The 26,261-nt window shown below is 66.4% G+C and carries 24 protein-coding genes and 1 pseudogene; 21 read left to right on the top strand and 4 right to left on the bottom strand.

Features of this window, described 5'->3' with window-relative positions; translation table 11 throughout:
* Positions 1-133: 133 nt before the first annotated feature.
* The 13 genes and pseudogenes from ACFEMD_RS18065 to ACFEMD_RS18005 all read left to right on the top strand — a co-directional run bounded on the left by ACFEMD_RS18065 (position 134) and on the right by ACFEMD_RS18005 (position 14,239).
* Positions 134-2,491 carry an MEDS domain-containing protein gene (locus ACFEMD_RS18065; protein ID WP_394742668.1) on the top strand — a complete coding sequence of 786 codons (2,358 nt, stop codon included), beginning with the start codon at positions 134-136 and terminating at the stop codon, positions 2,489-2,491.
* A gap of 100 nt (positions 2,492-2,591) precedes the next feature.
* Complete coding sequence (locus ACFEMD_RS18060) at positions 2,592-3,221, top strand: DUF7344 domain-containing protein (protein WP_394742667.1); 630 nt, start codon at positions 2,592-2,594, stop codon at positions 3,219-3,221.
* A 140-nt stretch (positions 3,222-3,361) separates the two neighbouring features.
* Entirely contained in the window at positions 3,362-5,176 is a 1,815-nt protein-coding gene (gene ggt, locus ACFEMD_RS18055) for a gamma-glutamyltransferase (RefSeq protein ID WP_394742666.1), read from the top strand.
* 135 nt (positions 5,177-5,311) lie between these two features.
* Positions 5,312-5,539 (top strand): DUF7557 family protein, encoded by a 228-nt coding sequence (locus ACFEMD_RS18050; protein ID WP_394742665.1) that lies wholly within the window; start codon positions 5,312-5,314, stop codon positions 5,537-5,539.
* Complete coding sequence (locus tag ACFEMD_RS18045) at positions 5,536-5,946, top strand: PIN domain-containing protein (RefSeq protein WP_394742664.1); 411 nt, start codon at positions 5,536-5,538, stop codon at positions 5,944-5,946. Before ACFEMD_RS18050 ends, ACFEMD_RS18045 begins: the two co-directional genes overlap by 4 nt.
* 77 nt (positions 5,947-6,023) lie before the next feature.
* Positions 6,024-6,917, top strand: a complete 894-nt coding sequence (locus ACFEMD_RS18040) for a 1,4-dihydroxy-2-naphthoyl-CoA synthase (protein WP_394742663.1) — start codon at positions 6,024-6,026, stop codon at positions 6,915-6,917.
* 108 nt (positions 6,918-7,025) lie between these two features.
* A complete protein-coding gene (locus ACFEMD_RS18035; RefSeq protein WP_394742662.1) occupies positions 7,026-8,330 on the top strand; it encodes a DUF7405 family protein in 1,305 nt (434 codons plus the stop codon).
* 14 nt (positions 8,331-8,344) lie between these two features.
* A pseudogene (locus ACFEMD_RS18030) lies at positions 8,345-9,088 on the top strand (hypothetical protein); the annotation flags it as partial.
* A gap of 140 nt (positions 9,089-9,228) precedes the next feature.
* Complete coding sequence (locus tag ACFEMD_RS18025) at positions 9,229-9,498, top strand: hypothetical protein (RefSeq protein ID WP_394742660.1); 270 nt, start codon at positions 9,229-9,231, stop codon at positions 9,496-9,498.
* 104 nt (positions 9,499-9,602) lie between these two features.
* Positions 9,603-10,544: a 1,4-dihydroxy-2-naphthoate polyprenyltransferase gene (locus tag ACFEMD_RS18020; protein ID WP_394742659.1), complete on the top strand. Its 942-nt coding sequence runs from the start codon at positions 9,603-9,605 to the stop codon at positions 10,542-10,544.
* On the top strand, positions 10,541-11,590 hold the full coding sequence (locus tag ACFEMD_RS18015; RefSeq protein WP_394742657.1) for a mandelate racemase/muconate lactonizing enzyme family protein: 1,050 nt from the start codon (positions 10,541-10,543) through the stop codon (positions 11,588-11,590). Before ACFEMD_RS18020 ends, ACFEMD_RS18015 begins: the two co-directional genes overlap by 4 nt.
* On the top strand, positions 11,578-13,158 hold the full coding sequence (locus ACFEMD_RS18010) for a class I adenylate-forming enzyme family protein (RefSeq protein WP_394742655.1): 1,581 nt from the start codon (positions 11,578-11,580) through the stop codon (positions 13,156-13,158). The genes ACFEMD_RS18015 and ACFEMD_RS18010 overlap by 13 nt, the downstream gene beginning before the upstream one ends.
* A gap of 589 nt (positions 13,159-13,747) precedes the next feature.
* Positions 13,748-14,239 (top strand): MOSC domain-containing protein, encoded by a 492-nt coding sequence (locus ACFEMD_RS18005; protein WP_394742653.1) that lies wholly within the window; start codon positions 13,748-13,750, stop codon positions 14,237-14,239.
* A 75-nt stretch (positions 14,240-14,314) separates the two neighbouring features.
* Here the strand turns inward: ACFEMD_RS18005 and ACFEMD_RS18000 are convergent, their stop codons facing one another.
* Positions 14,315-15,499: a trans-sulfuration enzyme family protein gene (locus tag ACFEMD_RS18000; protein WP_394742652.1), complete on the bottom strand. Its 1,185-nt coding sequence runs from the start codon at positions 15,497-15,499 to the stop codon at positions 14,315-14,317.
* Between the two features lie 608 nt (positions 15,500-16,107).
* On the opposite strand from ACFEMD_RS18000, the gene ACFEMD_RS17995 reads away from it, so the two are divergent.
* Together ACFEMD_RS17995 and ACFEMD_RS17990 are read left to right on the top strand one after the other, a co-directional pair.
* Positions 16,108-16,872 (top strand): NRDE family protein, encoded by a 765-nt coding sequence (locus ACFEMD_RS17995; RefSeq protein WP_394742651.1) that lies wholly within the window; start codon positions 16,108-16,110, stop codon positions 16,870-16,872.
* A 69-nt stretch (positions 16,873-16,941) separates the two neighbouring features.
* Positions 16,942-17,292: a helix-turn-helix transcriptional regulator gene (locus ACFEMD_RS17990; protein ID WP_005555312.1), complete on the top strand. Its 351-nt coding sequence runs from the start codon at positions 16,942-16,944 to the stop codon at positions 17,290-17,292.
* An 18-nt stretch (positions 17,293-17,310) separates the two neighbouring features.
* Here the strand turns inward: ACFEMD_RS17990 and ACFEMD_RS17985 are convergent, their stop codons facing one another.
* The 3 genes from ACFEMD_RS17985 to gatC form a co-directional block, all read right to left on the bottom strand.
* Positions 17,311-17,718, bottom strand: coding sequence for a hypothetical protein (locus tag ACFEMD_RS17985; RefSeq protein WP_394742650.1), 408 nt, complete (start codon positions 17,716-17,718; stop codon positions 17,311-17,313).
* A gap of 75 nt (positions 17,719-17,793) precedes the next feature.
* Positions 17,794-19,065, bottom strand: coding sequence for an Asp-tRNA(Asn)/Glu-tRNA(Gln) amidotransferase subunit GatA (gene gatA / locus ACFEMD_RS17980; RefSeq protein ID WP_394742649.1), 1,272 nt, complete (start codon positions 19,063-19,065; stop codon positions 17,794-17,796).
* Positions 19,062-19,340 carry an Asp-tRNA(Asn)/Glu-tRNA(Gln) amidotransferase subunit GatC gene (gatC, locus tag ACFEMD_RS17975; RefSeq protein ID WP_005555318.1) on the bottom strand — a complete coding sequence of 93 codons (279 nt, stop codon included), beginning with the start codon at positions 19,338-19,340 and terminating at the stop codon, positions 19,062-19,064. Before gatC ends, gatA begins: the two co-directional genes overlap by 4 nt.
* Before the next feature lie 191 nt (positions 19,341-19,531).
* Between gatC and ACFEMD_RS17970 the strand changes: the two genes are divergently transcribed.
* The 6 genes from ACFEMD_RS17970 (at position 19,532) to ACFEMD_RS17945 (ending at position 26,117) form a co-directional block, all read left to right on the top strand.
* Positions 19,532-20,506 carry a transcription initiation factor IIB gene (locus tag ACFEMD_RS17970; RefSeq protein ID WP_394742648.1) on the top strand — a complete coding sequence of 325 codons (975 nt, stop codon included), beginning with the start codon at positions 19,532-19,534 and terminating at the stop codon, positions 20,504-20,506.
* Positions 20,507-20,627: 121 nt separating this feature from the next.
* The gene (locus tag ACFEMD_RS17965) at positions 20,628-21,542 is read left to right on the top strand and encodes an alpha/beta fold hydrolase (RefSeq protein ID WP_394742647.1); all 915 of its coding nucleotides are present in this window, start codon (positions 20,628-20,630) and stop codon (positions 21,540-21,542) included.
* 136 nt (positions 21,543-21,678) lie between these two features.
* Entirely contained in the window at positions 21,679-22,359 is a 681-nt protein-coding gene (locus tag ACFEMD_RS17960; RefSeq protein WP_394742646.1) for a helix-turn-helix domain-containing protein, read from the top strand.
* 280 nt (positions 22,360-22,639) lie between these two features.
* Entirely contained in the window at positions 22,640-24,430 is a 1,791-nt protein-coding gene (locus ACFEMD_RS17955; RefSeq protein ID WP_394742645.1) for a 4Fe-4S ferredoxin N-terminal domain-containing protein, read from the top strand.
* Positions 24,427-25,806, top strand: coding sequence for an NrfD/PsrC family molybdoenzyme membrane anchor subunit (gene nrfD, locus ACFEMD_RS17950; RefSeq protein ID WP_394742644.1), 1,380 nt, complete (start codon positions 24,427-24,429; stop codon positions 25,804-25,806). The genes ACFEMD_RS17955 and nrfD overlap by 4 nt, the downstream gene beginning before the upstream one ends.
* Complete coding sequence (locus ACFEMD_RS17945) at positions 25,803-26,117, top strand: hypothetical protein (protein WP_394742643.1); 315 nt, start codon at positions 25,803-25,805, stop codon at positions 26,115-26,117. Before nrfD ends, ACFEMD_RS17945 begins: the two co-directional genes overlap by 4 nt.
* The last annotated feature ends 144 nt before the right edge of the window (positions 26,118-26,261 follow it).

Below are 26,261 nucleotides of genomic sequence, written 5' to 3'. Positions count from 1 at the left end.
ACCGAACCGGGTACATTTCGCCACGGACGAGCGTCGGGAGAGCCGATAAAATCCCGCTGTTCGACCGCTTTCAGCCGATCTGCCAGCGAAATCCCGCGGTGCTCTTATCCGTTCGACCGTCCACAGTGTGTCCATGGAACAGACGGGAGCGCCCTCGCGGGAACTCGACCACGGTCTCGGCGACCAGCTCGTCACGCCGATTCGCATGGACGAGGTCAGCGACTCCCACGAGCACCTGGCCTCGATCTACCGAACTCGCGACCAGCAGTTCGAGGCCGCGATTCCCTTCGTTCGAACCGGACTCGAGCGGGGCGAACGCTGCCTCTACATCGCGGGCGAGACCGGCCGCGAGGAGGTCCTCGAGGCGATGGCCGGCCGCGGGATCGACGTCGAGCGTGCCCTCGAGAGCGGCGCGCTCTCGATACACACGCCGACGGAGGTCTACGGCGGGACCGAGCGGGAGTTCGACGCCGACGACGTGCTGGCGTTTCTCGAGTCGACGGTCGATTCGGTCACCCGAGAGGGGTACGAGGCGCTGCGGATCACCGCCGAGATGTCCTGGATCCTCGAGGGGTGGGCCGACCTCGATCAGGTGATCGCCTACGAGCGGGCGGTCAACCGCTTCTATACGGACCGCGACGCGATCGCGCTCTGTCAGTACGATCGCCACGCCTTCCCCGACGACTTTCTCACCACCGTCATCGAGAACCACCCGCACATCGTCTACGACGGGACCGTCGGCGGAAACGTGTTCTATGCGCCCCCCGAGGAGTTCGAGCCGACCGGGACGAGCCGCGAGGTCGACAGGAAACTTCAGACGATCGCGTCCCGGGCCGAAACCCGATCCCGACTCGAGCACCGCGACCGAGGGTTGACGAGGCTGACGACGGCTACCCGGAAGCTGATGCGGGCCGACGCGGACGAGATCCACGGGTGTGCGACCGAGGTCGTCCGAGAGGTACTCGGGGTTCCGAGGGCCGACGTCTGGCTGTACGATTCCGAGCTCGGTACCCTGCGACCGGCCGACCGCACCCGCGACCGCTCCGGATCGACGGCGCGCTCGGCGGTCGAGGACCCCCTCTGGGAGGCGTTCGTCGACCGGGAGTGTCGAACCCTCGAGGACGGCGGGGACGACCCGACCGCCGGTGGGTCCGTCGCCGCGCCCCTCGGCAAACACGGTGTGCTCCGCGCGGAAGCCGACACAGCCGGAGCGTTCGACGACGTATCGATGGACCTGCTGCAGACGATCGCCGCGAACGTCGAGGCCGCCTACGACCGCGCCGAGCGCGAGACCCAACTCCGCGAGCAGACCGACCGCCTCGAGCGACTCGAGCGGATCAACGGCGTCATCCGCAGCATCGACCGGGGAGTCGTTCGGGCGAACTCGCGCGACGAGATCGAACGGGTCGTCTGTGCGTCGCTTGCCCGATCGGACGCGTACGCGTTCGCCTGGATCGGCGAGCCGTCGCTCGAGGCCGGGCGCGTCGAACCGCTCGAGTGGGCAGGAGCGGGATCCGACTACCTCAACGAACTCGCGGGCACCGTCGACGACCGGCTCGAAGCCACGCCCGCCGGCCGGGCAGCCGACGCCGGGTCGGTGCGGATCGTCGACGACGTCGTCACCGACCGCTCGTTCGACGCGTGGCGTTCGATCGCGATCGAGCACGGGTTCCGGTCCTGCGTGAGCGTTCCGATCACCTACGAAGATACCCTCTACAGCGTCCTTTCCGTGTACGCGACGGATTCGGCGATGACCGGGCTGGACCAGGAGGTGCTGGCCGAACTCGGCGAGCTCATCGGCGACGCGATCCACAACACCGAGACCGAGACCGCGCTCGGCTCCGCGACCGTCACCGAACTCGACCTGGCGATCGACGGCACCGAAACCGTTCTCTCGCGACTCGCCCGCGAAACGGCCTGCGGGATCGACGTCGAGGGGTACGTTCCGGCGGCCGAGACGGACCGCCTCTTCGTCACCGTCCGAGACGACGACGCCGATCGGATCGCCGACGCGGCTGCGGAACTCGTCGGGGTCGACCGAGTTAGGCGTATCACCTCTCACAACGACGAGTCTCGATTCGAACTCTCGGTAACCGCCCCGTCCGTCGCCGCGGCGGTCGTCGAACGCGGCGGAAAGATCCAGTCGATCGAGATCGACGAAACGGACACCGGCGTCACCGTCGAACTTCCGCCATCGGCCGACGTTCGCGACTTCGTCGACGAGCTACAGCGCGCGTTCCCGGGCACCAGGCTGGTCGCCCGTCGCTCTCGGGAGCGACCGGACCCCGCTTCGGTACGGAACTCCCTCGAGGAGCGACTCACCGACCGACAGCGGGAGGTCCTGCAGACGGCCTACCTGAGCGGGTACTTCGAATCGCCCCGACGGAGCACCGGCCAGGAGGTGACGGAATCGCTCGGGGTCTCCCACCCGACGTTCGCACAGCACCTCCGGGCGGCCCAGCGGAAGCTCTGTGACTCGCTGTTCGAGTAGCGGCGCCGGCGAACGGGTTCACTATCTAGGTATCCCCCGGCGGTACCGTTCAGTAACTAGCTCGTATACGTTTCCCCGGGGGCCGACAGGGAGCAAACGAATGAACTGCGATCGCGATTCGTACTCGCAAGTGGAGGGGTTCGAGGGGCTTCCCGGGGAGGAAACGATACTCGAGGCGCTGGCGGACCCGATACGGTGGGCGACGATGGCGAGCCTGCTCGAGGGGGAGTCACCGCGTCCGGTAGCCGACCTCGCAGACGAGGTGGCGAATCGAGTAACTGCCAGAACGGGCGGCCGAACGCGCTCGGTCGAGCGAGTCCGATCGGAGCTCGTCCACGTCCACGTTCCGACGCTCGCGGGGGCCGATCTCGTCAGCTACGATCGCTCCGACGGCCGAGTGTGGCCGGACGGGGACGCAGACCGGATCGCCGAGCTCGTCCGAGAACGGGACGGGTTTCCCGAGGCGCTGCCCGCGCTCACCGATCCGCGAGGTCGAGCCGCGCTCTCGCTTCTCGCGAGCCGTGACGAACCGCTCTCGCTCGAGCGGCTCGGCCGCCGCCTCCGCGAGGAGCGTGCGGTCGAGGTCCCGCTCGAGACGCTCCTGATCGAACTCCACCACCGACACCTGCCGAAGCTCGCGGCGCGCTCGCTCGTCGAGTACGACGCGGAACGCCGTACGGTACTGCCGCTCGGGAAAGCGAACGAACTCCGCACCGTCGGCGACGAATAGCGGTCCGCGACGAGTCGTCGGCCGTGCAACCTATCGACGCTCGAGGAGCCTCGATGACTGATTTTCTTCCCGATCGGGAGGTCGTAGGTTCCGAAACGGTTTTGCGTACGAGTAGTGAGTGTCCGGATGGCAGAAAAGTCATGTCACGAGATGACAACCCACGGCGAGCGGAGGGACAGACGGGCAAACGGGCGACCTCCTCGAGGCTTCGGCGTCGGGCCTTCCTCTCGAGTGCGGGGGTCGCTGCGGGGGCGCTGGCGTTCGGGACGCCGACGGTCGCGGCCGACGACTACCAGTCGGTTACCGACGTTCCCGGCTTTAGCTGCGACGATCCGCAGTTCACCTGCGGGCGAGAGGTCACCGCAGCGGACGGGATGGTCTCGACGGTCGATCCGATCGCCTCGGGGGTCGCAGCGCAGATCCTCCGGGAGGGCGGGAACGCGATCGACGCGGCCGTCGCGATCCAGTACGTACTGACGGTGACCCAGCCCCACGGGTCGGGGATCGGCGGCGGCGGGTTCATGGTCGTCTACGACGCCGACTCGGACACAGTCGAGTGCGTGAACAGCCGAGAGCGGGCCTCCCAGACCGCCTCGCCGGAGCTGTTTCGACACGACGGCGAGTACGACCAGGACATCGAGACCGGCGAGGCGATGGGGACGCCGGGGACGGTCAAGGGCCTCGAGACGGCCCGCGAGCGGTACGGATCGTGCTCGCGCCGGCGGCTGATCGACCCGGCGATCCGCCTCGCGCGCGACGGGTTCACCGTCGACTGGTTCCTCGCCGAGGAGATCGCCGAAAACACCGACAAGTTCAACGACGCGGCCATCGAGACCTACAGCGACGATCAGGGCAACCTCTACGAGGAGGGCGACACGATGACCAACCCTGACCTCGCCGAGACCCTCGAGTGCATCCAACGGCGAGGGGCCGACGGCTTCTACGAGGGCCCGGTCGCGGCGGACATCGCCGCGACGATTCAGGAGTACGCCCGCGACCCCGACCAGGTCGTCGACGAGGACGACCTCTCGAGGTACGACGTCACGATCGACGACCCGGTCCGCAAGGAGTGGCGCGACGTCGAACTCGTTGGCCAGCCGATGCCCACCTCCGGCCCGACGGTCGTCGCGATGGTCCTGCGGATGCTCGAGTTCCTCGAGGTCGAGGAGTACGACGTCCGCTCGGCGGAGAAGTACCACCTGATCGCCGAGTCGATCTACTCCGCCTGGGCCGATCGGATGGAGTACATGGGCGACGACGAGTTCGTCGACGTTCCCGTCGACGCCCTGCTCGACGACGACTACCTCCAGTCGCGGGCCGACCCCATCGAGTTCGGGGAGACGGTCTTCCCCGACGACGACGAGATGGGGCCGGGCCAGCCCGGCGAGACGACCCACTTCTCGGTCATCGACAAGTGGGGCAACGCCGTCTCCTATACGTCGACGATCGAGCAGTTCATGGGCTCGGGCAAGATGGTGCCCGGACGCGGGTTCCTGCTCAACAACGAGCTCACCGACTTCGACGACGAACCGGGCGGCCCGAACGAGCCCGACGCCTGGAAGCGCCCGCTGAGCAGTATGAGTCCGATGATCGTGATGCGGGACGGGAAGCCGGAGTTTACGGCCGGCTCGCCGGGCGGCTGGGCGATCGTCAGCGCAACCTTCCAGTCGATCCTCCACCGCTACGACTACGGACTGAGTCCGCTCGAGTCGATCACCGAGCCGTCGATCTACACCCACCACATGGGCGGGATCGAGTGGGACGAGGGCGTGCCACAGGAGGCCCGCGACACGCTCGCGGAGTGGGGCCACGAGGTCGACGACGAGCCGAGCGAGATCGGCAACGTCCAGGTCATCGCCAGCGAGGACGGCCTGTTGACGGGTGCGGCAGACCCGAACCGTGACGGGCAGGCCGTCGGCTTCGATCGGGCTCCCGGGCAAGGGAGCGACGACTGACGGACAGGGCGTCCTCGGTCGTGTACCGGACGAGTTGATTCGGAAGCGGATTCGAGCTAGAATCTCCTTCTTTCCGAGTGTGGGACGAGAAGTCCAGTAGCTAGCTTTATTCGGATTGCATGCATTGATGCATACATGAGCACCTCGATCCGTCTTTCGGAGGAGGCGAAGTCGCGGTTAGATCGATTCAAACGGGAGGGCGAGAGCTACAACGACGTGATCCTCCGTCTCACATCGGAGGATAAGTGGGCCGGGTTCGGGATCGCGTCGAGCGATTCGGAGCGGTCGAAGGAGGGAATGGAGGAGATTCGAGAGCAGATGCGAAGCCGCATGGATCACCGAGTCGAGGAGAGCGATCAATGACAGTGCTCGTCTTCGACAACAACCTTCTCAGTGACTATCTCAACGGCGTCGACGACGCGAGATCGTTCCTCGAAGAACACGAACGAGATCCGTGGGGTGTGCCGTCTATCGTTCTCTTCGAAGCCCTCATGGGGAGTCTGTACGGATATATCGACGCGACTCCGGAGGAAATTATCCACTCCGTAACGACATCTATGGAGGTCCTCGAAACCACCCGGGAAACGGCAACCGAAGGCTACGAGCTGCAGCAAGCGCTCCAGAAACGAGGCGCACCCGTGGATCAACTCGATGCGTTGATCGCGGCGTCCGCTCGAGAGCACGGCGGGCGATTTGCAACGGCTGAAAAGCAGTTCTGGACGGACGACGTCCGGGCCGTATTGGACGTCGAGGAGTACGACCCGTACTGACGGAGGGTGTCTCGTTCGAGTACGCTCTCGACCGGCGACGCGAACCTATTTGACGCGACGGCGACCACACTCGAGCGATGGTTTCGGAACTCTTCGACGAGGCGCGCTGGGAGCCGATCGAGGACATTGATCGGGACTTTCGCGACATCACGTACCACCGGGCGGTCGACTCGGGAACGGTCCGGATCGCCTTCGATCGGCCCGACGTTCGCAACGCCTTCCGGCCGGGAACGGTCGACGAGCTGTACGACGCCTTAGAGCACGCCAAGCGCCAGACGGACGTCGGCTGCATCCTGCTGACGGGCAACGGCCCCTCGCCGAAGGACGGCGGCTGGGCGTTCTGTTCGGGCGGGGACCAGACGATTCGCGGGGAGGACGGCTACCAGTATGAAGGGAATGAGGAACGAGCCTCCGAGCAGGGACGACTGCACATCCTCGAGGTCCAGCGGCTGATCCGCCACATCCCGAAGGTCGTGGTCTGTGTCGTCCCCGGCTGGGCCGTCGGCGGCGGCCACTCGCTGCACGTCGTCTGCGACCTCACGCTCGCGAGCGAGGAGCACGCGAAGTTCCTCCAGACCGATCCCGACGTCGCGAGCTACGACGCCGGCTTCGGCTCGGCGTACCTCGCCAAACAGATCGGCCAGAAGAAGGCCCGCGAGGTCTTCTTCCTCGGGAAGACCTACAGCGCCGAGGAGGCCGCGGAGATGGGGATGGTCAACGAGGCCGTCCCCCACGACGAGCTCGAGGAGACCGCCCTCGAGTGGGGCGAGCGCATCAATTCGAAGAGTCCGACGGCGATGCGGATGCTCAAGTACGCGTTCAACATGACCGACGACGGGATGGTCGGCCAGCAGGTGTTCGCCGGCGAGGCCACCCGGCTGGGCTACATGACCGACGAGGCGGCGGAGGGCCGGGACGCCTTCGTCGAGGGCCGCGAGCCCGACTTCGACGACTACCCCTGGCACTACTGACGAAGGATCGTCGGTACCGGCGACGACCGTCCCCATACCGTCGCCGACGGCGGTCGAAATGGACGGCGTGAGAAACCCATATGGCGACCACGCCCCGACAGTGGGGTAGTGTCCCTCCCCGATCGATCCGCGCTCTCCCGCCGCGAGTACGTTCGTGCGCTGGTCGCCACCGGCGGAGCGACGGCGCTGAGCGCCTGTCTGGACCTATCGGACAGCGAGAACGAGGACGAAGACCCAGTTCCCGCGGGCGTTGACGACCCGTCGTCGCTGCCCGAGCGCCAGCACGCCTGGGACGAGTCCCTCCCGGCAGACGGGGACGAGAACGTTCGCCCCGCCGAGCACCACGTCCTGGTCGCGCTGTCGCTGGACGACGGCGTCGCGAACGGAGACGGTGTCGATCCCGACGCCCGGGAGACCGTCGAGAACGCCCTGCGAACGCTCGAGCGGGCCTACGAGGGCAACAGCGACGGCCTGCTGTTTACGATCGGCTACACGCCGGCGTACTTCGCCCGGTTCGAGGAGTCGCTGCCGGAGTCGGTCGACCTCCCCGAGCCCGAGCCGCTCCGCGAGGGTGAGACGCCCGCGTTCGACGAGTTCGACGCCCTCCTACACCTCGCGAGCGATCGGCCCGAGGTCGTCCTCGAGGCCGAGGAGGGGTTGTTCGGCGAGCGGGAGTCGATCAACCGGATCGAACTCGAGGCGGAGCTCTCGGGAGTTTTCGACCGCGAGGACGACCGCCGTCGGACGGGGTTCGTCGGCGACGGACTGCCGGCCGAGCGGACCGACGTCCCCGGCGTTCCCGAGACCGTCCCCGAGGACGCGCCCTTTTTCATGGGGTTTCGCTCGGGGTTCGCCGACAGCCAGGCGAGCGAGGACCGCGTGACGCTCGAGTCGGGCCCGTTCGCGGGCGGGACGACCCAGCAGGTGTCCTCGATGGAGATCAACCTCGAGCAGTGGTTCGACCAGGAGAACCACTACCAGCGCGTCTCGAAGCTGTTCGGCCCCGAACACGCCGACGAGGAGGCCGTCGGCGAGGTCGGGGAGGAACTGGGCGCGACGAACGGGCTGACCGACGAACGCATCGCGGCGACCGAGGACGACGCCCGAGGGCGAGGCGTCGTCGGCCACGCCCAGAAGGCCGCGCGGGCTCGAGAGGACGGCGAGCCCCCGCTCCTGCGGCGGGATTTCAACACCGTCGACGGCGACCGACCCGGCCTCCACTTCCTCTCGCTGCAGCGGGAGATCGCCGACTTCGTCCGGGTTCGCGAGGCGATGAACGGACCCGACCTGGACGTCGCGACGGCGAACAACGGCATCCTGCACTACCTCTTCGTCGACCAGCGCGGGAACTACCTCGTCCCGCCGCGATCGCTGCGGGCGCTCCCGCCGGCCGATCCGAGCGGCGATAGCTGATCACGGTGTGACACATGACTCAGGAACGACACGACACGCGACGAACGATCGATCGCCGGACGCTCGTCCGGCGAACTGGCGCGCTCGCCGGAGCGGTTGCGCTCGCGGGATGCACTGGAACCGACGGAGACGAGACGGACGACGAGAACGGAGCCGACGACGTCGAGGCAGTCCCCGAGATCATCGAGGTCGAAGATCCGCCCGAGGCCGTCTACGTCCCGACCCACCGCGAGCAGATGCGCGTGCTCGAGCCGATCGAGGACGGCGACGTCGCGATCGCGCCGATGCTGTCGTACCCCCACCCGTTCTGGATCGTCGCCGGTGGCGACGAGGACTCGGTCGAGCGCGTCGACCCGGAGGAAGGCCACGGCGTCCACATGATGTTCACCGCCTGGGAGCGGGAGACGGGGACGGTTCTCCCGGTCGACGACGGGGCACAGCTGCGGGTACTCCAGGACGGCGAGCAGGTCGGCTCGCCGCTGTCACCGTGGACGATGCTCTCCCAGGAGATGGGCTTTCACTTCGGCGACAACGTCTCTTTGCCCGGCGACGGCAGCTACACCGTCGAGGTCGAGTTGCCGGCGCTCTCGACCCGGAAGACCGGTGACCTCGAGGACCGGCTGACCGAGGCTGCGAGCGCCAGCTTCGAGTTCGAGTACGACGAGGCGTTCCGCGAGGAAGTCGTCGGCGGGGTCGAGTACTTGGACGAGGAGCTGTGGGGCGAGCGGGGCGCGCTCGAGCCGATGGACCACGGGGATCCCTCGCGGTCGCCGAGGACGCGGAAGCGACGAGCGAGACGGTCGAGGTCGCCGACGCGTCGACGACGCTGGTCACGGACTACCCCCAGGCGTCGTTCGAGTACGACGCGACGATCCACGTCGACGGCGGCGACAGAGACATGGCGGACGACGAGGCCGACGATGCCGAGACCGACGGTGTGACTCTCGCCGAGGACGCGAACGATGACGACGACGCGGGAGCCGACGAGGATAGTCCGGACGACTCGAGCGATGCCGACGGGGCCGACGAGACCGGGACGACCGACGACGCTACGGACGACGCGGAGTCGAGCGCCGACGCCGACTCCGTGCCCGGCTTCGCCGTTCCGGCCGCCGTCGCCGGACTCACGCTCACGATCGCGCTCCTCGTCGCTCGCCGCCGAATCTGAGAGACGAGGCCGCGTCGGGAGCGAGGGCGGTTCGACCGCGAGCTGAACGTCCGGTCGGCGTCAATGCCAACGTTGACACTTCCTCGAGTCGGAGTACTCGGACAATGAGTACGGCGGAGTTCGACATTTCGCGGACGAAGGCGTGGGTGATGGCCGCGCGCCCGCAGACGTTGCCCGCGGCGGCGGCGCCGGTCATCGTCGGGGTCGGGATCGCGATCCACGAGGGCGTGTTCGCCCCGCTGCCGGCGCTGATGGCCTTCGTCGGCGCGGCGCTGATCCAGATCGGCACCAACTTCGCGAACGACTACTACGACGCGATCAAGGGAGCCGACACGGAGGATCGTGAGGGGTTCACTCGAGTCACTCAGTCGGGGCTGATCCCGGCCGAGCGGGTCAAGCTGGCGACGGTCGTCACCTTCGGGCTGGCGATCCTCTCGGGGACCTACCTCGTCTACGTCGGGGGCGTGCCGATCCTCGTGATCGGCCTCGTCAGCGTTCTCTGTGGCTGGGCCTACACGGGCGGTCCCTACCCGCTGGGGTATCACGGTCTCGGGGATCTGTTCGTGTTCGTCTTCTTCGGACTGGTCGCGGTGGTCGGCACGTTCTACGTCCAGGCTGCGGCCCAGCTCGAGCCGTTCATCACGACGCTACCCGAGGGAACGGTCACCCGAGAGGCGATCCTCGCGAGCCTCCCGATCGCGGGGCTCTCGACGGCTATCATCGTCGTCAACAACGTCCGCGACAGGGAGACCGACGCCGAGACCGGGAAGCGGACCCTCGCCGTTCGGCTGGGGTACCGGTGGAGTCGCCTCGAGTATCTCGCCCTGCTCGGGCTGGCGTATCTCGTCCCGCTGTGGTTCTGGTTCGGCGAGGGGTTCGGCCCCGCGGTCCTGGTGCCGTTGGTCACCCTCCCCTACGCTGCGATGGTCGTTCACACGATGCTGACCCGCACCGACGGCGAGGCGCTCAACCCCGCCCTCGAGCAGACCGGAAAGCTGCTCGCGCTGTACGCCGTCCTGTTCGCCGGAGGGCTGGTGCTGGGATGAGCCGATACGACCTCGAGTACCGCTCGTTCTCGCTGTCGTTGGCCGAGCCCCTCGAGACGGCGAGCGGGACGATCGACTCCCGCGACGGGTTCCTCGTCCGCGTGACCCGCGAGGACGGCGCCGTCGGCTACGGCGAGGCGACTCCGCTGTCGGGGTGGACCGAGTCGCTCGCGGACTGCGAGGACGCCCTCGCACGCGCGCAGGCGGCGCTCGACTCCGATGACGAGGACGACGTCCTCGAGGCCGTCGACGAGGCCGTCGCCGCCCGATACGGCGTCTCGCTGGCGCTGGCCGATCTCGAGGCCTCGAGCGAGTCGACCCCGCTGTACCGGTACTACAGCCCGGACGCGCTGGTCGCCCGGGTGCCGGTGAACGCGACCGTCGGCGACGGGTCGACCGAGGAGACCGTCGCGGCCGCACGCGACGCCGCCGAGCGCGGCTTCGGCTGCTGCAAGCTCAAGGTCGGTCGCCGGAGCGTCGGGGCCGACGTCGAGCGGATGCGACGGGTCCGAGAGGCAGTCGGCCCGAAGATCGAACTCCGCGCCGACGCGAACGGCGCCTGGGACTACGAGGAGGCGCTCGAGGCGGTCGAGGCCTTCGACGACCTCGAGGTCTCGCTCGTCGAACAACCCCTTCCCGCGGGCGCCCTCGAGGGCCACGCCGATCTCCGGGGGCGGGGCGTCGGGATCGGTCTCGACGAGGGACTGCTCGAGCACGGCGTCGACGCGATCTGCGAGGCACAGGCCGCCGACGCCGTCGTCCTCAAGCCGATGGCGCTGGGCGGGCTCGACGTCGCCCAGCAGGTCGCGACGTGGGTCGACCAGCTCGGCGTGACGCCGCTGGTGACGACGACGATCGACGGCGTCGTCGCCCGCGCCGGCGCCGTCCACCTCGCGGCGTCGCTGCCCGATCCGCCGGCCTGCGGGCTGGCGACCGGCGACCTGCTCGCCGAGGACCTCGGCCGGGATCCCGTCCTGTTCGAGAACGGCGCGGCGGTCGTCCCCCAGGCCAAGGGGCTGGGCGTCGAGGGGGTGTGGGCGGAGTGACGCCCCTCGAGTGGCCCACCCGCGACCTCGCGAGCCACCGCGTCGCCTCGACGCCCGGGCGGACCGCCGTGATCGACGTCGACGCCGACGAGTCGTGGACGTTTCGCGAACTCGACCGACGGGTCGAGACGGCCGCACGCGAGCTTCAGGAGCTCCTCGGGGACCCCCGCGAGGACCGCCTCGGACTCCTGCTCGATACCCGGCCCGCGTTCGCGACGCTGTTTTTCGCCGCGATGCGACTCGGAACGACCGTCGTCCCGCTGAACGTCCGCGAGACGACCGCCGAACTGGCCGGGAAGGCCCAACGCACCGGGATCGACGCCGTCGTCTGTGAGAGCGGGACGGAGTCGGCCGCACTCGAGCTGGCCGACGCGCTCGAGGGCGCTCCGACTCCGGTTCGCTCGGTCGACGAACCGATGTCGGGTCGGGTGCGGACGCTCGCGGTCGGCGGGGAGCCGACACACGGCGAGTCCCGCCCCGCCGTCGAGCCCGCCGCGCTCGAGCCCGACGACACCCAGCTGATCCTGTTTACCTCCGGCACCTCCGGCGAGCCGAAGGGGGTCAGACTGACCGTCGGCAACCTCGTCGCCAGTGCGACGGCGTCGGCGTTTCGCCTCGGCGTCGACCGCGAGGACCGGTGGTTGTGCTGTCTCCCGATGTACCACATGGGCGGGCTCGCGCCCGTCGTCCGCTCGGCGCTGTACGGCACCCCCGTCGCGATCCAGCGGAAGTTCGGTCCTCGGAGGACGGCCCGAGCCCTCGAGGGCTTCGAGGCCACCGGGATCTCGCTGGTGCCGACGATGTGCACGCGGCTGCTCGAGGCCGGCTGGGAACCCCCGGAACGGCTGCGGTTCGTCCTCCTGGGGGGTGCACCCGCCTCGAACGAGTTGCTCGAGCGCTGCCGCGAGGCCGGCGTTCCCGTCCACCCGACCTACGGGATGACCGAGACCGCCTCACAGATCGCCACCGCGACGCCCGCCGAGACCGCAACCCACGAAGGAACCGCGGGCCAGCCGCTTCTGTTCACCGACGTGACCGTCGTCGACGAGTCGGGCGAGCCGGTTCCCCGGGGTGAGATCGGGGAGTTCGTCGTCTCCGGGCCGACGGTCACCCCGGGCTACCTCGAGGCCGAGCGCACCGAGGCGGCGTTCGGCGACCGGGGACTGCACACAGGGGACGTCGGCTACACGGACGAAGACGGCCGGCTGTGGGTACTCAACCGCCGGAGCGACCGGATCGTCACCGGCGGAGAGAACGTCGATCCGGGCGCGGTCGCCGACGTCCTCCGAACTCACCCCGAGGTGGCGGACGCGGCCGTCGTCGGGCTCGAGGATCCCGAGTGGGGCGAGCGCGTCGCTGCGCTGCTCGCCGCCGAGTCGGAGTCGGTCGACCTCGAGTCCGTCCTCTCCCGCTGTGACGCCCGTCTCGCGGGATTCAAACGGCCGAAGACGATCGCCGTAACGGCGTCGCTGCCCCGCACCCACTCGGGAACCGTCGACCGCGAGGCCGTCAGGACGCGGTTGCTCGAGTCCGGGACGGACGTCTCGGGCTGGTCGCGCTCGGCGTAAGCGAGGCTCGCCGAACGAGTCTTCTTTCGGAGTCACCCGTAGCGCTTGTGGTAGGTGCACGTGATCGGATCTCGTTGAGGCCGGCCGAGCTGTCCGGGATGGCACACGCTGGAGGACGGCGAGCGAAAAGCGAGTCGTCGTTCGATATCGTGCGAGGGATGAGCGAGCGACGCGAGCGTAGCGCGGAACCGCAGGTTCCGCGGACCATGCAAACGGGTACGAAGTGCCCGTGAGCAGAAATCGGCTGGGGAGGACGTGGAGGGTTCCCGTGGCCGGAGGTGGTAGAGCGCTTTGGGTAATTGGAACTCCGCTATAGCAGTAGTTGGTAGTACGGTTTCTTTATTCAGTTATAAGAGTGAAAATCAAGCCGCTTCTAATCACACGTCCTTACTATGAACAACTCACCGAGTACATCTCTAGAGTCAGATAGTTCAATAGCAGTAGATGGAGTACGATTTCTTTGTTCAAGCGCGTACTTGAAACTGAATCGGAGCAGTTCGGTCACTACACGTGCGGACATACTGCTGAGTTACCTTGTCAACAATACCTACACCGAGTGTTTATACTGTGCTAAACACGCATAGCACACATGACCGGGAGTGGCACTGTCGAACAGATTTTTATCGCACCTGAAGCCGAAGCGGAGATGGAAAAACAGACCGATGTTGAAGCAGTTGCCGGAAAAGGTCTTCGAGGTGATCGCTACTTTAGCGAGATTGAGACGGGGACCTTCGTTGAGTGGGAGTCAGATGAAGAACGCCACGATGGGTACGACCTCACGTTGATCGAGCAGGAGGCCGTCACAGCAATCGAACGTGAAGCGGGAATCGAACTCGCACCGGGAGAACACCGACGAAACATCGAAACCCGTGATGTCGCACTCAATCATCTCGTTGGGCAACGATTCCGAGTCGGTGACGTCATCTGTCGAGGGGATCGGCTGTGTGAACCGTGTAATCATCTTCAGCGCATCACTCAGGACGGTGTATTGCAGGCACTCACTCACCGAGGTGGACTCCGAGCGGATATTCTCGAAGATGGGATAATTCACCCCGGAGACGTAATCGAACCGCTCGAATGATTTGCACTCTTTCGTATAGGGACAGTTTGTATCCCTGCTTGCGGATCGGACAGTCGGAGAAAAGGGGAACGTACGCTACGGTAGTGCCTTTTGGAGGTCCTCACAGAGGTCATCAGCGTCTTCGAGGCCAACGGATACCCGGACTAACGTCTCGGGAACCTCCGCTGAATCCTCACTACGACTGAACTCGTCGGGGATCATCAGTGACGGTACCTCGACGAGGCTCTCGGCCCCACCGAGACTGGCTCCCGGCGTGAAGACCTCGAGTCCCTCGATGAACGCCTCAAGCTCGATGAGTGTGCCGTCAAACTCGAAGGACAGCATTCCGCTGTACCCCGACATCTGCTCGCTCGCAAGGTCGTGTTGTGGGTGGCTTTCAAGACCTGGATAGTAGACACGAGCGACCCGGTCGTGGCTTTCGAGGAATCGGGCAACTGCCATCGCGTTCCGCTCGTGATGTTCCATCCGCGCGGGCAGCGTCTTGATGCCTCGCGCAACGAGGTAGCAGTCAAACGGCGAAAGCATATTCCCAAGCCCAACCCGTTGCGAGAACGCCAATTGCTCGTAAACTCCCTCGTCGTCGGTGATAACGGCACCGCCGATCGAGTCAGAGTGCCCGTTGAGGTACTTAGTGGTGCTGTGAACGACAACGTCAGCACCCAGTTCGAGTGGAGCTTGGTAGTACGGACTCGCAAAGGTACTGTCCACGCCGAACAGGGTATCGTGGTCATCGGCGATGTTGGCTATCGTTTGGATATCGCATAACCTAATCAAGGGGTTCGACGGTGTTTCTGCCCAGATCAAGTCAGTGTCTGCGTTGACTGCATCGGCGATGTTGTCGGGGTCACGGGCGTCAACAAAGTCGATGTCAACACCGAGATGTCCGGCCATGTGCTTGGTGAGCAGTTTTTCGCTTCCGCTATAGATGGTGTCCGAGGAAACGACGTGGCCTCCTGGGGGAATCAGCGACAGCATCGTCGTCGATGTAGCGGCCATTCCAGAGGCGAACGTCAACCCATGCTTGCCGCCTTCGAGGCTGGCTAACTGCTCTTCGAGGGCTGCCCGCGTCGGATTGCTCTCGCGCGAATAGTCGTGTTCATTGGCGTCCTCTCCGCTGGCCCACTCAAACGTAGTCGAAAGGTGGATTGGTGGAACAACGTCGTTCGTTCCATCTCTGTGAGGATGCGTCGCGGTTTCAGTTGCACCGACTGCGATGGTTGCGAACCGATTCCTGTCGGACTGGCTATTGTGTCGTGTCATCAGATACTCACTACGGGACCCACTCGGACCCGATCTAGAGGGGTGTTCATAGGAATGTTCTCAGTTGCGAAGGATAGGTGTGAAGTTCCCGGCGAGGGTGGCCAGAAACCCAAACCCAACTTGGGTGTAGATCAGCGAGTTGTCGGTTGCTAACCGTTGTCTGCTCTCAGGGAAAGCGTCTTGTTCGCGTGGACGAGTGAACAGTCCTTACCCTATACTGACCACCAGTTTCACAGACAATTCTGAATAAAGAACCCGTACTTCCAACTACTACAAACTATCATATTTAAGATAGTTATCGGAGTTCCGATTCTGAATCAGTCACTCAATAAGAAAATAGACTGCACATCTATTCTGCTCTATTTCTGAATAAAGAAACCGTACTACTATCTACTGATAGTAACAACTGAAACTGTTGTACATCGATCCCACAGCAGTCGTGCGATCGAGTGCGCACTGACTTTCAGTGGCTACTATCGCTGACCGATGCGGCTCCAGGCGGTATATGATGACTCGATCAACTCGAGTTCGCGGCGACTCGAGAACCGACGCTTCGGCTGCACGGTGTCGAACGCGACGTTAAGGCCCCCGCGTCCCTACCCCTGCCCGTGTGCACGCTTACGCTCGCCTGGCAGGTCTTCGAGGACGCCCCGGTGGCGGTCGCCGCCAACCGCGACGAATCGCTCGAGCGCGAGTCCGTTCCACCCGGCGTCTACCGCGAGGACCCGCGGGTCGTCGCCCCCCACGACGCCGAGGCCGGGGGGACCTGGATCGGCTCCAACGAGCACGGCCTGTTCGTCGGCGTCACGAACCGCTGGGGGACGCCCGAACTCACTGGCGAGCGCTCCCGCGGGTTACTCGTCGCCGACGCCCTCGAGGCCGAGTCGGCGGCCGAGGCGGCCGCACTCGTCGAAGAGGAGACCGCAGCACGGGAGTACGACGGCTTCTACCTCGTCCTCGCCGACGAGCACGACGCCGTCTGCCTGCAGTGGAACGGCGCTCTCGAGCGAACCGACTTCGAACCGGGGGTCCACGTCGTCGTCAACGCCGCGGTCGACGACGACGTTCGGCTTCCGCCCGAGCGAACCGAGGTCGCCCGCGAGCAGGCCGACAACGCCCGCAGGGTGCGCCGGGAGCTGACCGCCGATCCCGGGGAGCGCGTCGACGACTGGCTCGAGCGAGCGGGCGGGGTCCTCGGCGATCACGACTACGGCGTCTGCGTCCACGGCGACGGCTACGGCACCCGCTCGTCGTCGCTGATCGCGCTCGGCGACGAGTCGCGGTACCTGTTCGCCCCGGGACCGCCCTGCGAGACGGTCTACGAGCCCGTCGCCGTCGCGGATCCCGGCGGTGACCGCGAAGGGCACATTTAAGCGGCTCGCTCCACCTGATACAGGTATGCACGCACTTGCGCCCGTAGCGGCGAGCACGGGGTGGTCGCAGTGAGCGTCTCCGAAATCGAGGCCGAGCTCTCCGCGGACGAGCGAGCCGGACTCGAGCTCGTCCGCGACAGCGGCGGGATCCACCAGAGCGACTTCTGGAAGGAGCTCGACGTCTCCTCGCGGAAAGGGAGCCGGATCGTCGAATCGCTCGTCGAGAAGGGGCTGGTCGACCGGGAGGACACGATCTACAACGGGCACAACACCTACTACATCACGCCGATCGCCCGAGACCTCGATTTCACCCTGTTGATGGCCGGGGATATGCTCTCGCCGTTTATCGGCGAGGACGAGGTCGACCCCAACAGCGACGCCTTCTCGCAGTGGATCATGAACCTCGCCTACGAGGAGTGACGGCCCTCGAGGGATCAGCTACCTGTTCCGTTCGAACCGTTCGATAAGCACGAACGGCTCCGTCTCGGAGCCCGACGGCTCGCCGACGATCGCCTCGAGCAGCCGTCGGTGAACGTCTCGAGCCGCCCGCCGTTCGGCGACCTCGAGGCCGTGGCGCTCTCGAATCTCGGCCCAGAACCCCGACTCGAGCCACAGCACCGTCTCGTCGTTTGACCGGTAGCAAACGTCGCGATCCGGGAGCGTGCCATCGATCGCGGACTGCCGGGCGCTGAGCTGGACCCGGGCGAGCACGGCGACGAGCTGGGGGCGCGAGACGGGCGCCTCGAGCGCGACGGCGTCGACGGTCTCGCCGAAGTACGCCGCGACGAGATCGCAGGCTCGAGCGAACTCGTCGAACCGAACCGTCTCGTCTGCCGTGAGTCTCATACTTGACCGGCGACGCACCGATAGGTCACCGGTTGTCAGCGAGTTAGCAAAAAGCTGCGGGCCGATCCCGATCGCTCACTCGAGCGCGCTTGCGGTCCGGATCAGGCGCTCCTCGCCGAAGGCGGGGCCGACCAGTTGGAGCCCGACGGGGAGGCCGTCGGTCTCGCCCGCGGGAACCGAGATCGCCGGCAGGTCGGCGAGGTTGACCGGGACGGTGTTGGCGTCCGCGAGGTACATCTGGAGGGGATCCTCGAGGCTCTCGCCGCGCTCGAACGGGGGAACGGGCATCGTCGGCGAGGCCAGCACGTCCGCCTCCTCGAGGGCCTCGTCGAAGTCCTGCTTGACCCAGGCACGGGCGTCCTGGGCCTTCTTGTAGTACTTGTCGTGGTAGCCGGCCGAGAGGGCGTAGGTGCCGAGCAGGATCCGTCGTTTGACCTCGTCGCCGAACCCCTCCTTGCGGGCCTGTGCGAAGGTCTCGTTCCAGTTGCCCTCGCTCTCGACGTCGTGGCCGTACCGCACCCCGTCGAACCGGGCGAGGTTCGAGGACGCCTCCGACATCGCGATCACGTAGTAGGCCTCGACGGCGTGTTCGACCGACGGCAGCGAAACCTCGCGGTACTCCGCTCCCTGCGACTCGAGGTCGGCAATCGCGTCCCAGAACGTCTCGACGACGCCCTCGTCGGCGCCCTCGAGCAGCTCCGTGGGGACGCCGATCGTGAGTCCGTCGACGTCGCCAGTCGCGGCCTCGGCGTAGCTCTCGCCCTCGAGTTGCGGCTCGCGCGTGGTCGCGTCCCGGTCGTCCGATCCCGCGACGACGTCCAGCAGCGCGGCGGCGTCCTCGACGGCGTTCGCGAACGGACCGATCTGCTCGAGACTGTTGCCGTAGGCGACGAGCCCGTACCGCGAGACCAGTCCGTAGGTCGGCTTGATTCCGACGACGCCGCAGAAGGCGGCGGGACAGCGGATCGAGCCGCCCGTATCGGAGCCCAGCGCGAGGTCGGCCTCGCCGGCGGCGACGGCGGCGGCGGAGCCACCGGAGGAGCCGCCGGGAACCCGTCCCGGCGCGGCCGGGTTCTTGGTCGCGCCGAAGTGCGACGTTTCGGTCGTCGACCCCATCCCGAACTCGTCCATGTTGGCCTTGCCGACGATCGTCGCCCCCGCGTCCTTCAGGCGGGAGACGACCGTTGCGTCGTACGGCGGGACGTACTCCTCGAGCATCCGCGAGCCGCAGGTCGTCCGTACCCCCGCGGTGGAGATGTTGTCCTTGACGGCGACGGTCTGCCCGGAGAGGGGGCCGTCGTCGTCGCTCTCGATCGTCTCCTCGGTAATAAAGATGTTCTCGCTCATGAGACGTTCGGCCCCTTGAAGTAGCCGTCCTCGGTCTCGGGCGCGTTCCGCAGCGCCTCGGCCCGATCGAGGGAGTCGCGTTCCTCATCGGGTCGCATCACGTTCGTGAGGTCGGCCTCGCGGTCGACCTCGGGCACCTCGTCGAGGCTGTCGAAGTACTCGAGGACGTCCGCGAACTGTCGGGTGAACTGGTCGACCTCCTCGTCGGTCAGGTCGACGCGAGCCAGCTCCGCGACGTGGCGGACCTCCTCGGCACTGACGGCGTCGTCGGTCATACCAGATCCCACCGGCCTCCGGAGAGTAAGGGTTTCGATACCGCGGGAACGGCGATCGGTGTCCCCCACCCATCGTAATCACGGATTACCGTTCGGGCGCGGCGGAGACGATCGGAGTACTTAACTCCGTCGAATCCTTGGAACGGGAACGGAACGGTCTCCGGTCGGCACACCGGCCGGATTCTCCCACGATGACAGACTCACGAATCCGATCCCGGAGCGACGAGCGACGCTCGAGCGAGCGTGAGGAGTCGTCCGAACAGGACGAACGCGAGCGGTGTCCCGAATGCGGCGGCCGACTGCGCTCCGATAGCGAACACGCCGAGACGGTGTGTCAGGACTGCGGGCTCGTCGTCGACGAGGGCGAGATCGACCGCGGCCCCGAGTGGCGCGCCTTCGACTCGAGCGAGAAAGACGAGAAGAGCCGCGTCGGCGCCCCGACGACGAACATGATGCACGACCAGGGGCTCTCGACGAACATCGGCTGGCAGGACAAGGACGCCTACGGCCGCTCGCTCTCGAGCCGCCAGCGCCAGAAGATGCAGCGTCTGCGCACCTGGAACGAGCGCTTTCGCACCCGCGACTCCAAGGAGCGTAATTTGAAGCAGGCCCTCGGTGAGATCGACCGCATGGCGTCGGCGCTCGGCCTTCCCGAAAACGTCCGCGAAACTGCGAGCGTGATCTACCGTCGCGCCCTCGAGGAGGACCTTCTGCCAGGGCGCTCGATCGAGGGCGTCGCGACCTCGGCGCTGTACGCCGCGGCTCGCCAGGCCGGTACTCCTCGGAGTCTGGACGAGATCGCTGCGGTGTCGCGGGTCGAGAAGGACGAGATCGCCCGCACCTACCGCTACGTGATCCGCGAACTCGGGCTCGAGGTCCAGCCCGCCGACCCCGAGAGCTACGTGCCGCGGTTCGCCAGCGAGCTCGAGCTCTCCGACGAGACCGAACGGCGAGCCCGACAGCTCCTCCAGACGGCCAAGGAGGAGGGCGTCCACTCGGGGAAGTCGCCCGTCGGGCTCGCGGCCGCCGCCGTCTACGCTGCCGCCCTGCTTACCAACGAGAAGGTCACACAGAACGACGTCAGCGAGGTCGCCAGCATCTCCGAAGTGACGATTCGGAACCGATACCACGAGCTGCTCGAGGCCGAGGGCGGCGCCCCCGTCTGAAGGTGCTCCGTGGGATCGGGACGGGCCGTCGAGTGCGTCGAGGCGCTCGAGGGTAGTTCGACGCTCGGTGACCGTTTCCGCGACCAGTACGTAAATCAGCCGTCGGCTCGCATCGTCGCTCGTGCAGACGACACCATCGCCCCTCGAGACGGACGCCTCGCTGCTCGCGTTCGACGGCGCGCGATCGACCTCGCGGGTCGTCAACGGACTCAGAGAACACGTCGTCGTCGCCGGCGAGGCGGACGATCCGCTGGTCGTCCTGTTACACGGGTTCCCGGAGTTCTGGTACGAGTGGCGCGAGCAGATCGAGCCGCTGGTCGAGGCGGGCTACCGAGTCGTGGTGCCCGACCAGCGGGGGTACAACCTGAGCGAGAAACCCCGAAAGGCTCGGGCGTATCAGCTCCGGGATCTCTCGCGGGACGTCGCCGATCTGATCGCGAGCGAGGGACGGGAGCGCGCTCACGTCGTCGGCCACGACTGGGGCGGGGTCGTCGCCTGGGACCTCGCGCGTCGCTACCCCGACCGGGTCGACCGCCTCGGGATCATCAACGCACCCCATCCGACCGCCTACCGCCGACAGCTCCGGTCGAACCTCGAGCAGCTCCGCCGGAGCTGGTACGCGATGGCGTTTCAGCTCCCGTGGCTGCCCGAACGACTCTGCCGGTACGACGACTTTCGCCTCCTCGAGCGCGCCCTCCGGGACACCGCGGCTGAGGGGACGTTCACCGAGCGGGAGCTGACCCACTACCGGCGAGCCTGGGCCCGCAAGGGCGCGCTGACGGGCTCGCTGAACTGGTACCGGGCGATGGCGCGACATCCGCCCGAGGCGTCCCGGGATCGAGTCGAGCAGCCGACGCTGGTGATCTGGGGCGAGGCCGACGACGCGCTCGTACCGGAGCTCGGTCCGGCGAGCGTCCGGTTCTGTGATCGGGGACGTCTCGAGCGCCTGCCGGAGACGAGCCACTGGGTGCCCCACGAACGGCCGGCCCGGACGACCGAGCTGCTGTGTGATCACCTCGGCGAGAGCGAGGACTGAGCTCGACAGCCGTCGGAACCGATCGTACTCCACGATATGTGGCTCGAAAACGCCCGTACGTTCCATTCCCACGCGATAGGAATCGTAGGGGATATCTTGCTTTCGTGTCCCATAGGTTCTACCCGAACTGGTTCGCATGGCCCAGGCAACACTCACCATCACGCTGCCCGAACAGGTCTGGATCCAGCAGGTGTCGACGGCGTACCCGGAGGCGACGTTCCGTGTACTCGCCGCCGTTCCCGGCAACGAATCCGGGTTCGCACTCGTTCGCCTCGCGGGATCGGCGGTTCCCGAGATGATCGACGAGATCGAGGCCCACCCGCAGGTCCTCGAGATCACGGTCGTCCAGCGGAGCGAACGGGAGGCGACGATCCACTTCGAGACGACGGCGCCCCTGCTGTTGTTCTCCTCGCAGGAGTCCGGCATCCCGATCGAACTCCCCGTCGAGATCCGGGGCGGCGAGGCGACCATCGAGGTCACCGGCTCGCGCGAGCGTCTCGCGGAGCTGGCCGAGCAGCTCGAGCAGTTCGGGCTTCAGTACCGCATCGAACGGGTCCAGGAGCGACTCCACCAGAGCCAGCTCCTCTCCGAGCGCCAGCTCGAGGTCGTCGCCGCCGCCGTCGACGAGGGGTACTACGACACGCCGCGGCGCTGTTCGCTGACCGAGCTGGCCGGCCACCTCGGGATCGCCAAATCGACCTGTAGCGAGACGCTCCATCGGGCGGAGGAGGCAATTGTCAAACACTTCGTCGAGGACCTCCCGGCGCTCCACGACGACGACGACGAGATGATCGAGAGACCGCTCGCGGGAGACTGACCGAGATCGCCTTCCAACCCCGGATCCGCACCCGAGTTCGATCCGTCCAGCGAACGCCGTCGCGAATCTCGATACCGAACCGAACGGGTGGTAAAGGGTTTCGGTCCCAGTCAGTAATATACTGTCGAACATGTTCGTACTCGTTCTCAGAAGTTGGAAATCGCCTCGATGGTTCAACACCATCTAGTTGCGAGTGCGGGATAGAGGCTACAGATATGGCTGTATTCAACTTCGTACCGACGTGTAATCGAACGGTTCCGACGAGAGGTGTTCTCGGGGAATGAGTGCGGACGACGAGTCGTTCCACCCGCTCGGCGAGGAGTGGGAGAACGACCTGGAGGGGATGCTCGACGACACCGAGTACGACACCGATCTCGGGATGGCGATGGCAGAGGACGCCATGCGGGTCACTCGCGGCGAACTCTCGGAGGCCGACTTCCACGAGAAGTACCACGAGGACGTTCTCGAGGAGTTCGGCGAGGACAACCGCCCGACCCAAGAGGCCTACGAGAAGGCCCAGGAGGAAGCGAAGGGAACCGTCGGCAGGATGCTCTCTCGCTTCGACGGCGACGGCGAGGAACCCCGCCGCGACGTAATGAAGAAGATGGGTGCCGGCGCGGCCGCAGTCGGTCTCGGCGCCTGGGCGACCGTCGACGACGGCGAGCAGCAAGCGGCCGCCGCCCAGGACGACGAGGACGAGTCCGGCGCGCCCGAGGGCGGCGAGGGCGACGTCCAGTGGGGAATGGCCATCGACCTCGAGCGCTGTGACGGCTGTCTCTCCTGTGTGACCGCCTGCTCCTCGGAAAACAACCTCGACCAGGGTGTCAACTGGATGTACGTCCTCGAGTTCGAGGACCCCGGCGCGTCGAGTTCGACGAGCCGGAACCGACTCGTCCGACCGTGTCAACACTGCACCGACGCGCCGTGTGAGAAGGTCTGTCCGACGACGGCCCGCCACACGCGGGACTCGGACGGCCTCGTGCTGACCGACTACGACGTCTGTATCGGCTGTCGGTACTGCCAGGTCGCCTGTCCCTACGGCGTCAACTACTTCCAGTGGGACGAGCCCGACATCTCGACCGACGAGATCGCGGAGTTCCACGAGGACATGGACGGCGATCACATGACGACCGACGACGGCTACGGCAGCGAGCGCTGGGTCGACAGCCGCGCGCCGCGAGGCGTCATGAGCAAGTGTACCATGTGTCCGACCCGTCAGGACGGCCAGATGGGCGACGAGATGGTCGGGACGACCGCCTGCGAGGAGGCCTGTCCGCCGGACGCGATCCAGTTCGGCAACATGCACGACGAGACGAGCGACCCGCAGGCGTACGCCGCCAACCCGGCTCGAGGTCGGACCCTCGCACAGATCAACCCGCCGTCGGCCGACGAACTCGAGGAGGACCTCGAGGGCGCCGACGACGACCTCGAATCGGTCCTCGAGGCGGCCGACCTCGACGAGGAGGAACTCGGTCTGATGATCGCGGTACAGCTCACCGGCGGCGACGAGATGGGCGACGGCGACGGCGACGTCGCAGAGCTCGAAAACGACGTCACCGAGGCGCTGGCAGCGATCGAAGACCACGGTCTCGGCCTCGCGAACCAGGAGGTCCTCGCGGAGCTCGACCTCGCCGACGAACCCGACCTCGACGAGCCGGCCGACGGCGACGAGGAGGGTGTCGACGTCGACGAGGAAGACGCCGACGCCGACGACGAAGCGGAGGAAGAAGAGGGCGAAGACGACGAGGAAGAAAACGACGACGAGGACGACGACGAAGACGACAACGGGTTCGAGCCGGACGAGGAAGCCGCGCAGTTCCTGCTCGAGCAGTTCGCCGGCACGCCGGCCTCGAACTTCAAGCTCCTCGAGGAGCAGGGAACGAACCCCAACATCATCTACCTCGGCAACGAGCCCGGCCCGCAGGCCGAACAGACCGAGCCGACGGGATCGGGCGTCAACTACGAGGACATCAGCTACGAGCGCGCCGACGGCGAGTCCGTCGAAGCCGTCGACAACCGCAAGGACGTCCTCGACGAGGGCACCGTCGGTGACGCCGGGGTGTCCCTATGAGCACCAAGTCGCCGACCGAGGCGGACATCCTGCGTCCGATCCAGAACGTTTCGAAGACGTACTTCATCATGTTCGCCGTCGCCGCGCTGGCGCTCGGCGCGTTCCTGGTCGGCTGGGCCTACCAGCTTCAGCAGGGACTCGTCGTCACCGGCCTCTCCGACTGGGGGAGCGGTGGCGGCGTCACCTGGGGACTGTACATCGGCGCGTTCATCTGGTGGGTCGGGATCGCCCACGGGGGGATCATCCTCTCCGCGGCGGTCAGACTCCTCGGGATGGACCGCTACATGCCCGTCGCCCGCCTCGCCGAACTGCTGACGCTGGCCGGTCTCTCGGCGGCCGGCTTCTACATCCTGGTCCACATGGGCCGCCCGGACCGGATGGTCACGAGCGTGCTCGGTCACTACCACATCACGGTCAACAACTCGCCGCTGGTGTGGGACGTTACCGTCATCACCGCCTACTTCGTGCTGACGGCGACCTACCTCGCGCTGACGATCCGCTACGACGTCACGCGGCTGCGCGACCAGCTGCCGGACCGCTTCGATCCGATCTACGACGGGCTGACCCTCGGCTACTCCGAGAAGGAGGATCAGATCATCGATCGGATGGTCTGGTGGGTCGCCCTCGCGATCATCATTATGGCCCCGCTCCTGCTTCACGGCGGTGTTATCCCGTGGCTGTTCGCAGTGCTGCCGAACTACCCCGGCTGGTTCGGCGCGGTGCAGGGCCCGCAGTTCCTCACCATCGCGTTGACCTCCGCGATCAGCGGCGTGATCCTACTGTCGGCGGCCTTCCGACGCGCCTACGACTGGGACCACATCATCACTGACGACATCTTCCGCGGCCTCCTGCTGTGGCTCGGCTTTTTCTGCCTGCTGTTCCTCTGGCTCCAGCTCCAGCAGCTCACCGCCGGGAGCTTCCACCCGACGGTCGACCACGGCGCGGCGACCGCCTCGAAGTTCACGCACCCGCTGTACGTCATCCCGATTCTGGGCGTCCTCGGCGTGCTGGGCTTTATCTTCGCGACGACGGTCCGTCCCGCGCTGTTTACGAAGCTCCGAGCGATGATCGCCAGCGTGATCGTGCTGACGGCGACGCTGGCCGAGAAGCTCTACTTCGTCCTCTCGGGCTTCTGGTACCCGACCTTCAGTATCTACGAGGCGACGCCCGGCGACTACTTCCCGAGCGCGATCGAACTCTCCTCGCTGCTCGGCACGATCGGACTGGTCGTGTTGTTCTTCCTGGTGGTCGCGAAGGTGATCCCCGTGGTCGAACTCCACGCGATCGAACACCTTCGTGGCGATCACGGACACGGTCACGAACACGAGCACGAACCGGTAGAGGAAAGTACGAAGCAGCCGGAGGTTGAAGCATGATCTCGGCACCGGCTGTCGCAAACGCCCTCTCCCATATCATGTACCACGGGTACGACGGCACCGAGGGTCTCACCGGGTTCCCCAACATCGGGACCTACCTGATCTTCGGGGTCGTCCTCGTGCCGGTCTACGTGATGGTCGCCGCGTGGTTCCTCGGCGAACCCCGCGATACGAGCACCGGACTGCTCGGCGTCGGCTACCTCGTCGGAATCACGGCCCAGATGTGGATCGGGATGTTCATCCTGACCATGATCATCGGGGTCGTGTTCTACGGCGGACTGCCGGAACCGCTCGCGTCGCCGGGTCCGTAACCCGGTCGATCGAGCCGACCGAACCGACGTTCCTTTCTTTGCGGCGATACCGACCGAGCCCCGCGTTCGCCCCCGCTGGTCGTCCTCAGCCACCGTTTCGCCCGCCGAACCATCACACGTATCCCGTTGCACACCCTACCGATC

Origin of the sequence: Natronococcus roseus, assembly GCF_043677095.1 — an archaeon.
Lineage (GTDB): Archaea > Halobacteriota > Halobacteria > Halobacteriales > Natrialbaceae > Natronococcus > Natronococcus roseus.
The sequence above is the reverse complement of the archived record's forward strand: the minus strand, read 5'-3'. Positions and strand labels throughout refer to the sequence as shown.

Coding starts and splice junctions, on each gene's coding strand:
- ACFEMD_RS18015 (WP_394742657.1), top strand. CDS start 10,541: ATGAGCCGATACGACCTCGAGTACCGCTCGTTCTCGCTGTCGTTGGCC.
- ACFEMD_RS18040 (WP_394742663.1), top strand. CDS start 6,024: ATGGTTTCGGAACTCTTCGACGAGGCGCGCTGGGAGCCGATCGAGGAC.
- ACFEMD_RS17955 (WP_394742645.1), top strand. CDS start 22,640: ATGAGTGCGGACGACGAGTCGTTCCACCCGCTCGGCGAGGAGTGGGAG.
- ggt (WP_394742666.1), top strand. CDS start 3,362: ATGTCACGAGATGACAACCCACGGCGAGCGGAGGGACAGACGGGCAAA.
- ACFEMD_RS17985 (WP_394742650.1), bottom strand. CDS start 17,718: ATGAGACTCACGGCAGACGAGACGGTTCGGTTCGACGAGTTCGCTCGA.
- ACFEMD_RS18050 (WP_394742665.1), top strand. CDS start 5,312: ATGAGCACCTCGATCCGTCTTTCGGAGGAGGCGAAGTCGCGGTTAGAT.
- ACFEMD_RS18065 (WP_394742668.1), top strand. CDS start 134: ATGGAACAGACGGGAGCGCCCTCGCGGGAACTCGACCACGGTCTCGGC.
- ACFEMD_RS18020 (WP_394742659.1), top strand. CDS start 9,603: ATGAGTACGGCGGAGTTCGACATTTCGCGGACGAAGGCGTGGGTGATG.
- ACFEMD_RS18005 (WP_394742653.1), top strand. CDS start 13,748: ATGACCGGGAGTGGCACTGTCGAACAGATTTTTATCGCACCTGAAGCC.
- ACFEMD_RS18025 (WP_394742660.1), top strand. CDS start 9,229: ATGGCGGACGACGAGGCCGACGATGCCGAGACCGACGGTGTGACTCTC.
- gatC (WP_005555318.1), bottom strand. CDS start 19,340: ATGACCGACGACGCCGTCAGTGCCGAGGAGGTCCGCCACGTCGCGGAG.
- ACFEMD_RS18000 (WP_394742652.1), bottom strand. CDS start 15,499: ATGACACGACACAATAGCCAGTCCGACAGGAATCGGTTCGCAACCATC.
- nrfD (WP_394742644.1), top strand. CDS start 24,427: ATGAGCACCAAGTCGCCGACCGAGGCGGACATCCTGCGTCCGATCCAG.
- ACFEMD_RS17960 (WP_394742646.1), top strand. CDS start 21,679: ATGGCCCAGGCAACACTCACCATCACGCTGCCCGAACAGGTCTGGATC.
- gatA (WP_394742649.1), bottom strand. CDS start 19,065: ATGAGCGAGAACATCTTTATTACCGAGGAGACGATCGAGAGCGACGAC.
- ACFEMD_RS17970 (WP_394742648.1), top strand. CDS start 19,532: ATGACAGACTCACGAATCCGATCCCGGAGCGACGAGCGACGCTCGAGC.
- ACFEMD_RS18045 (WP_394742664.1), top strand. CDS start 5,536: ATGACAGTGCTCGTCTTCGACAACAACCTTCTCAGTGACTATCTCAAC.
- ACFEMD_RS17945 (WP_394742643.1), top strand. CDS start 25,803: ATGATCTCGGCACCGGCTGTCGCAAACGCCCTCTCCCATATCATGTAC.
- ACFEMD_RS18060 (WP_394742667.1), top strand. CDS start 2,592: ATGAACTGCGATCGCGATTCGTACTCGCAAGTGGAGGGGTTCGAGGGG.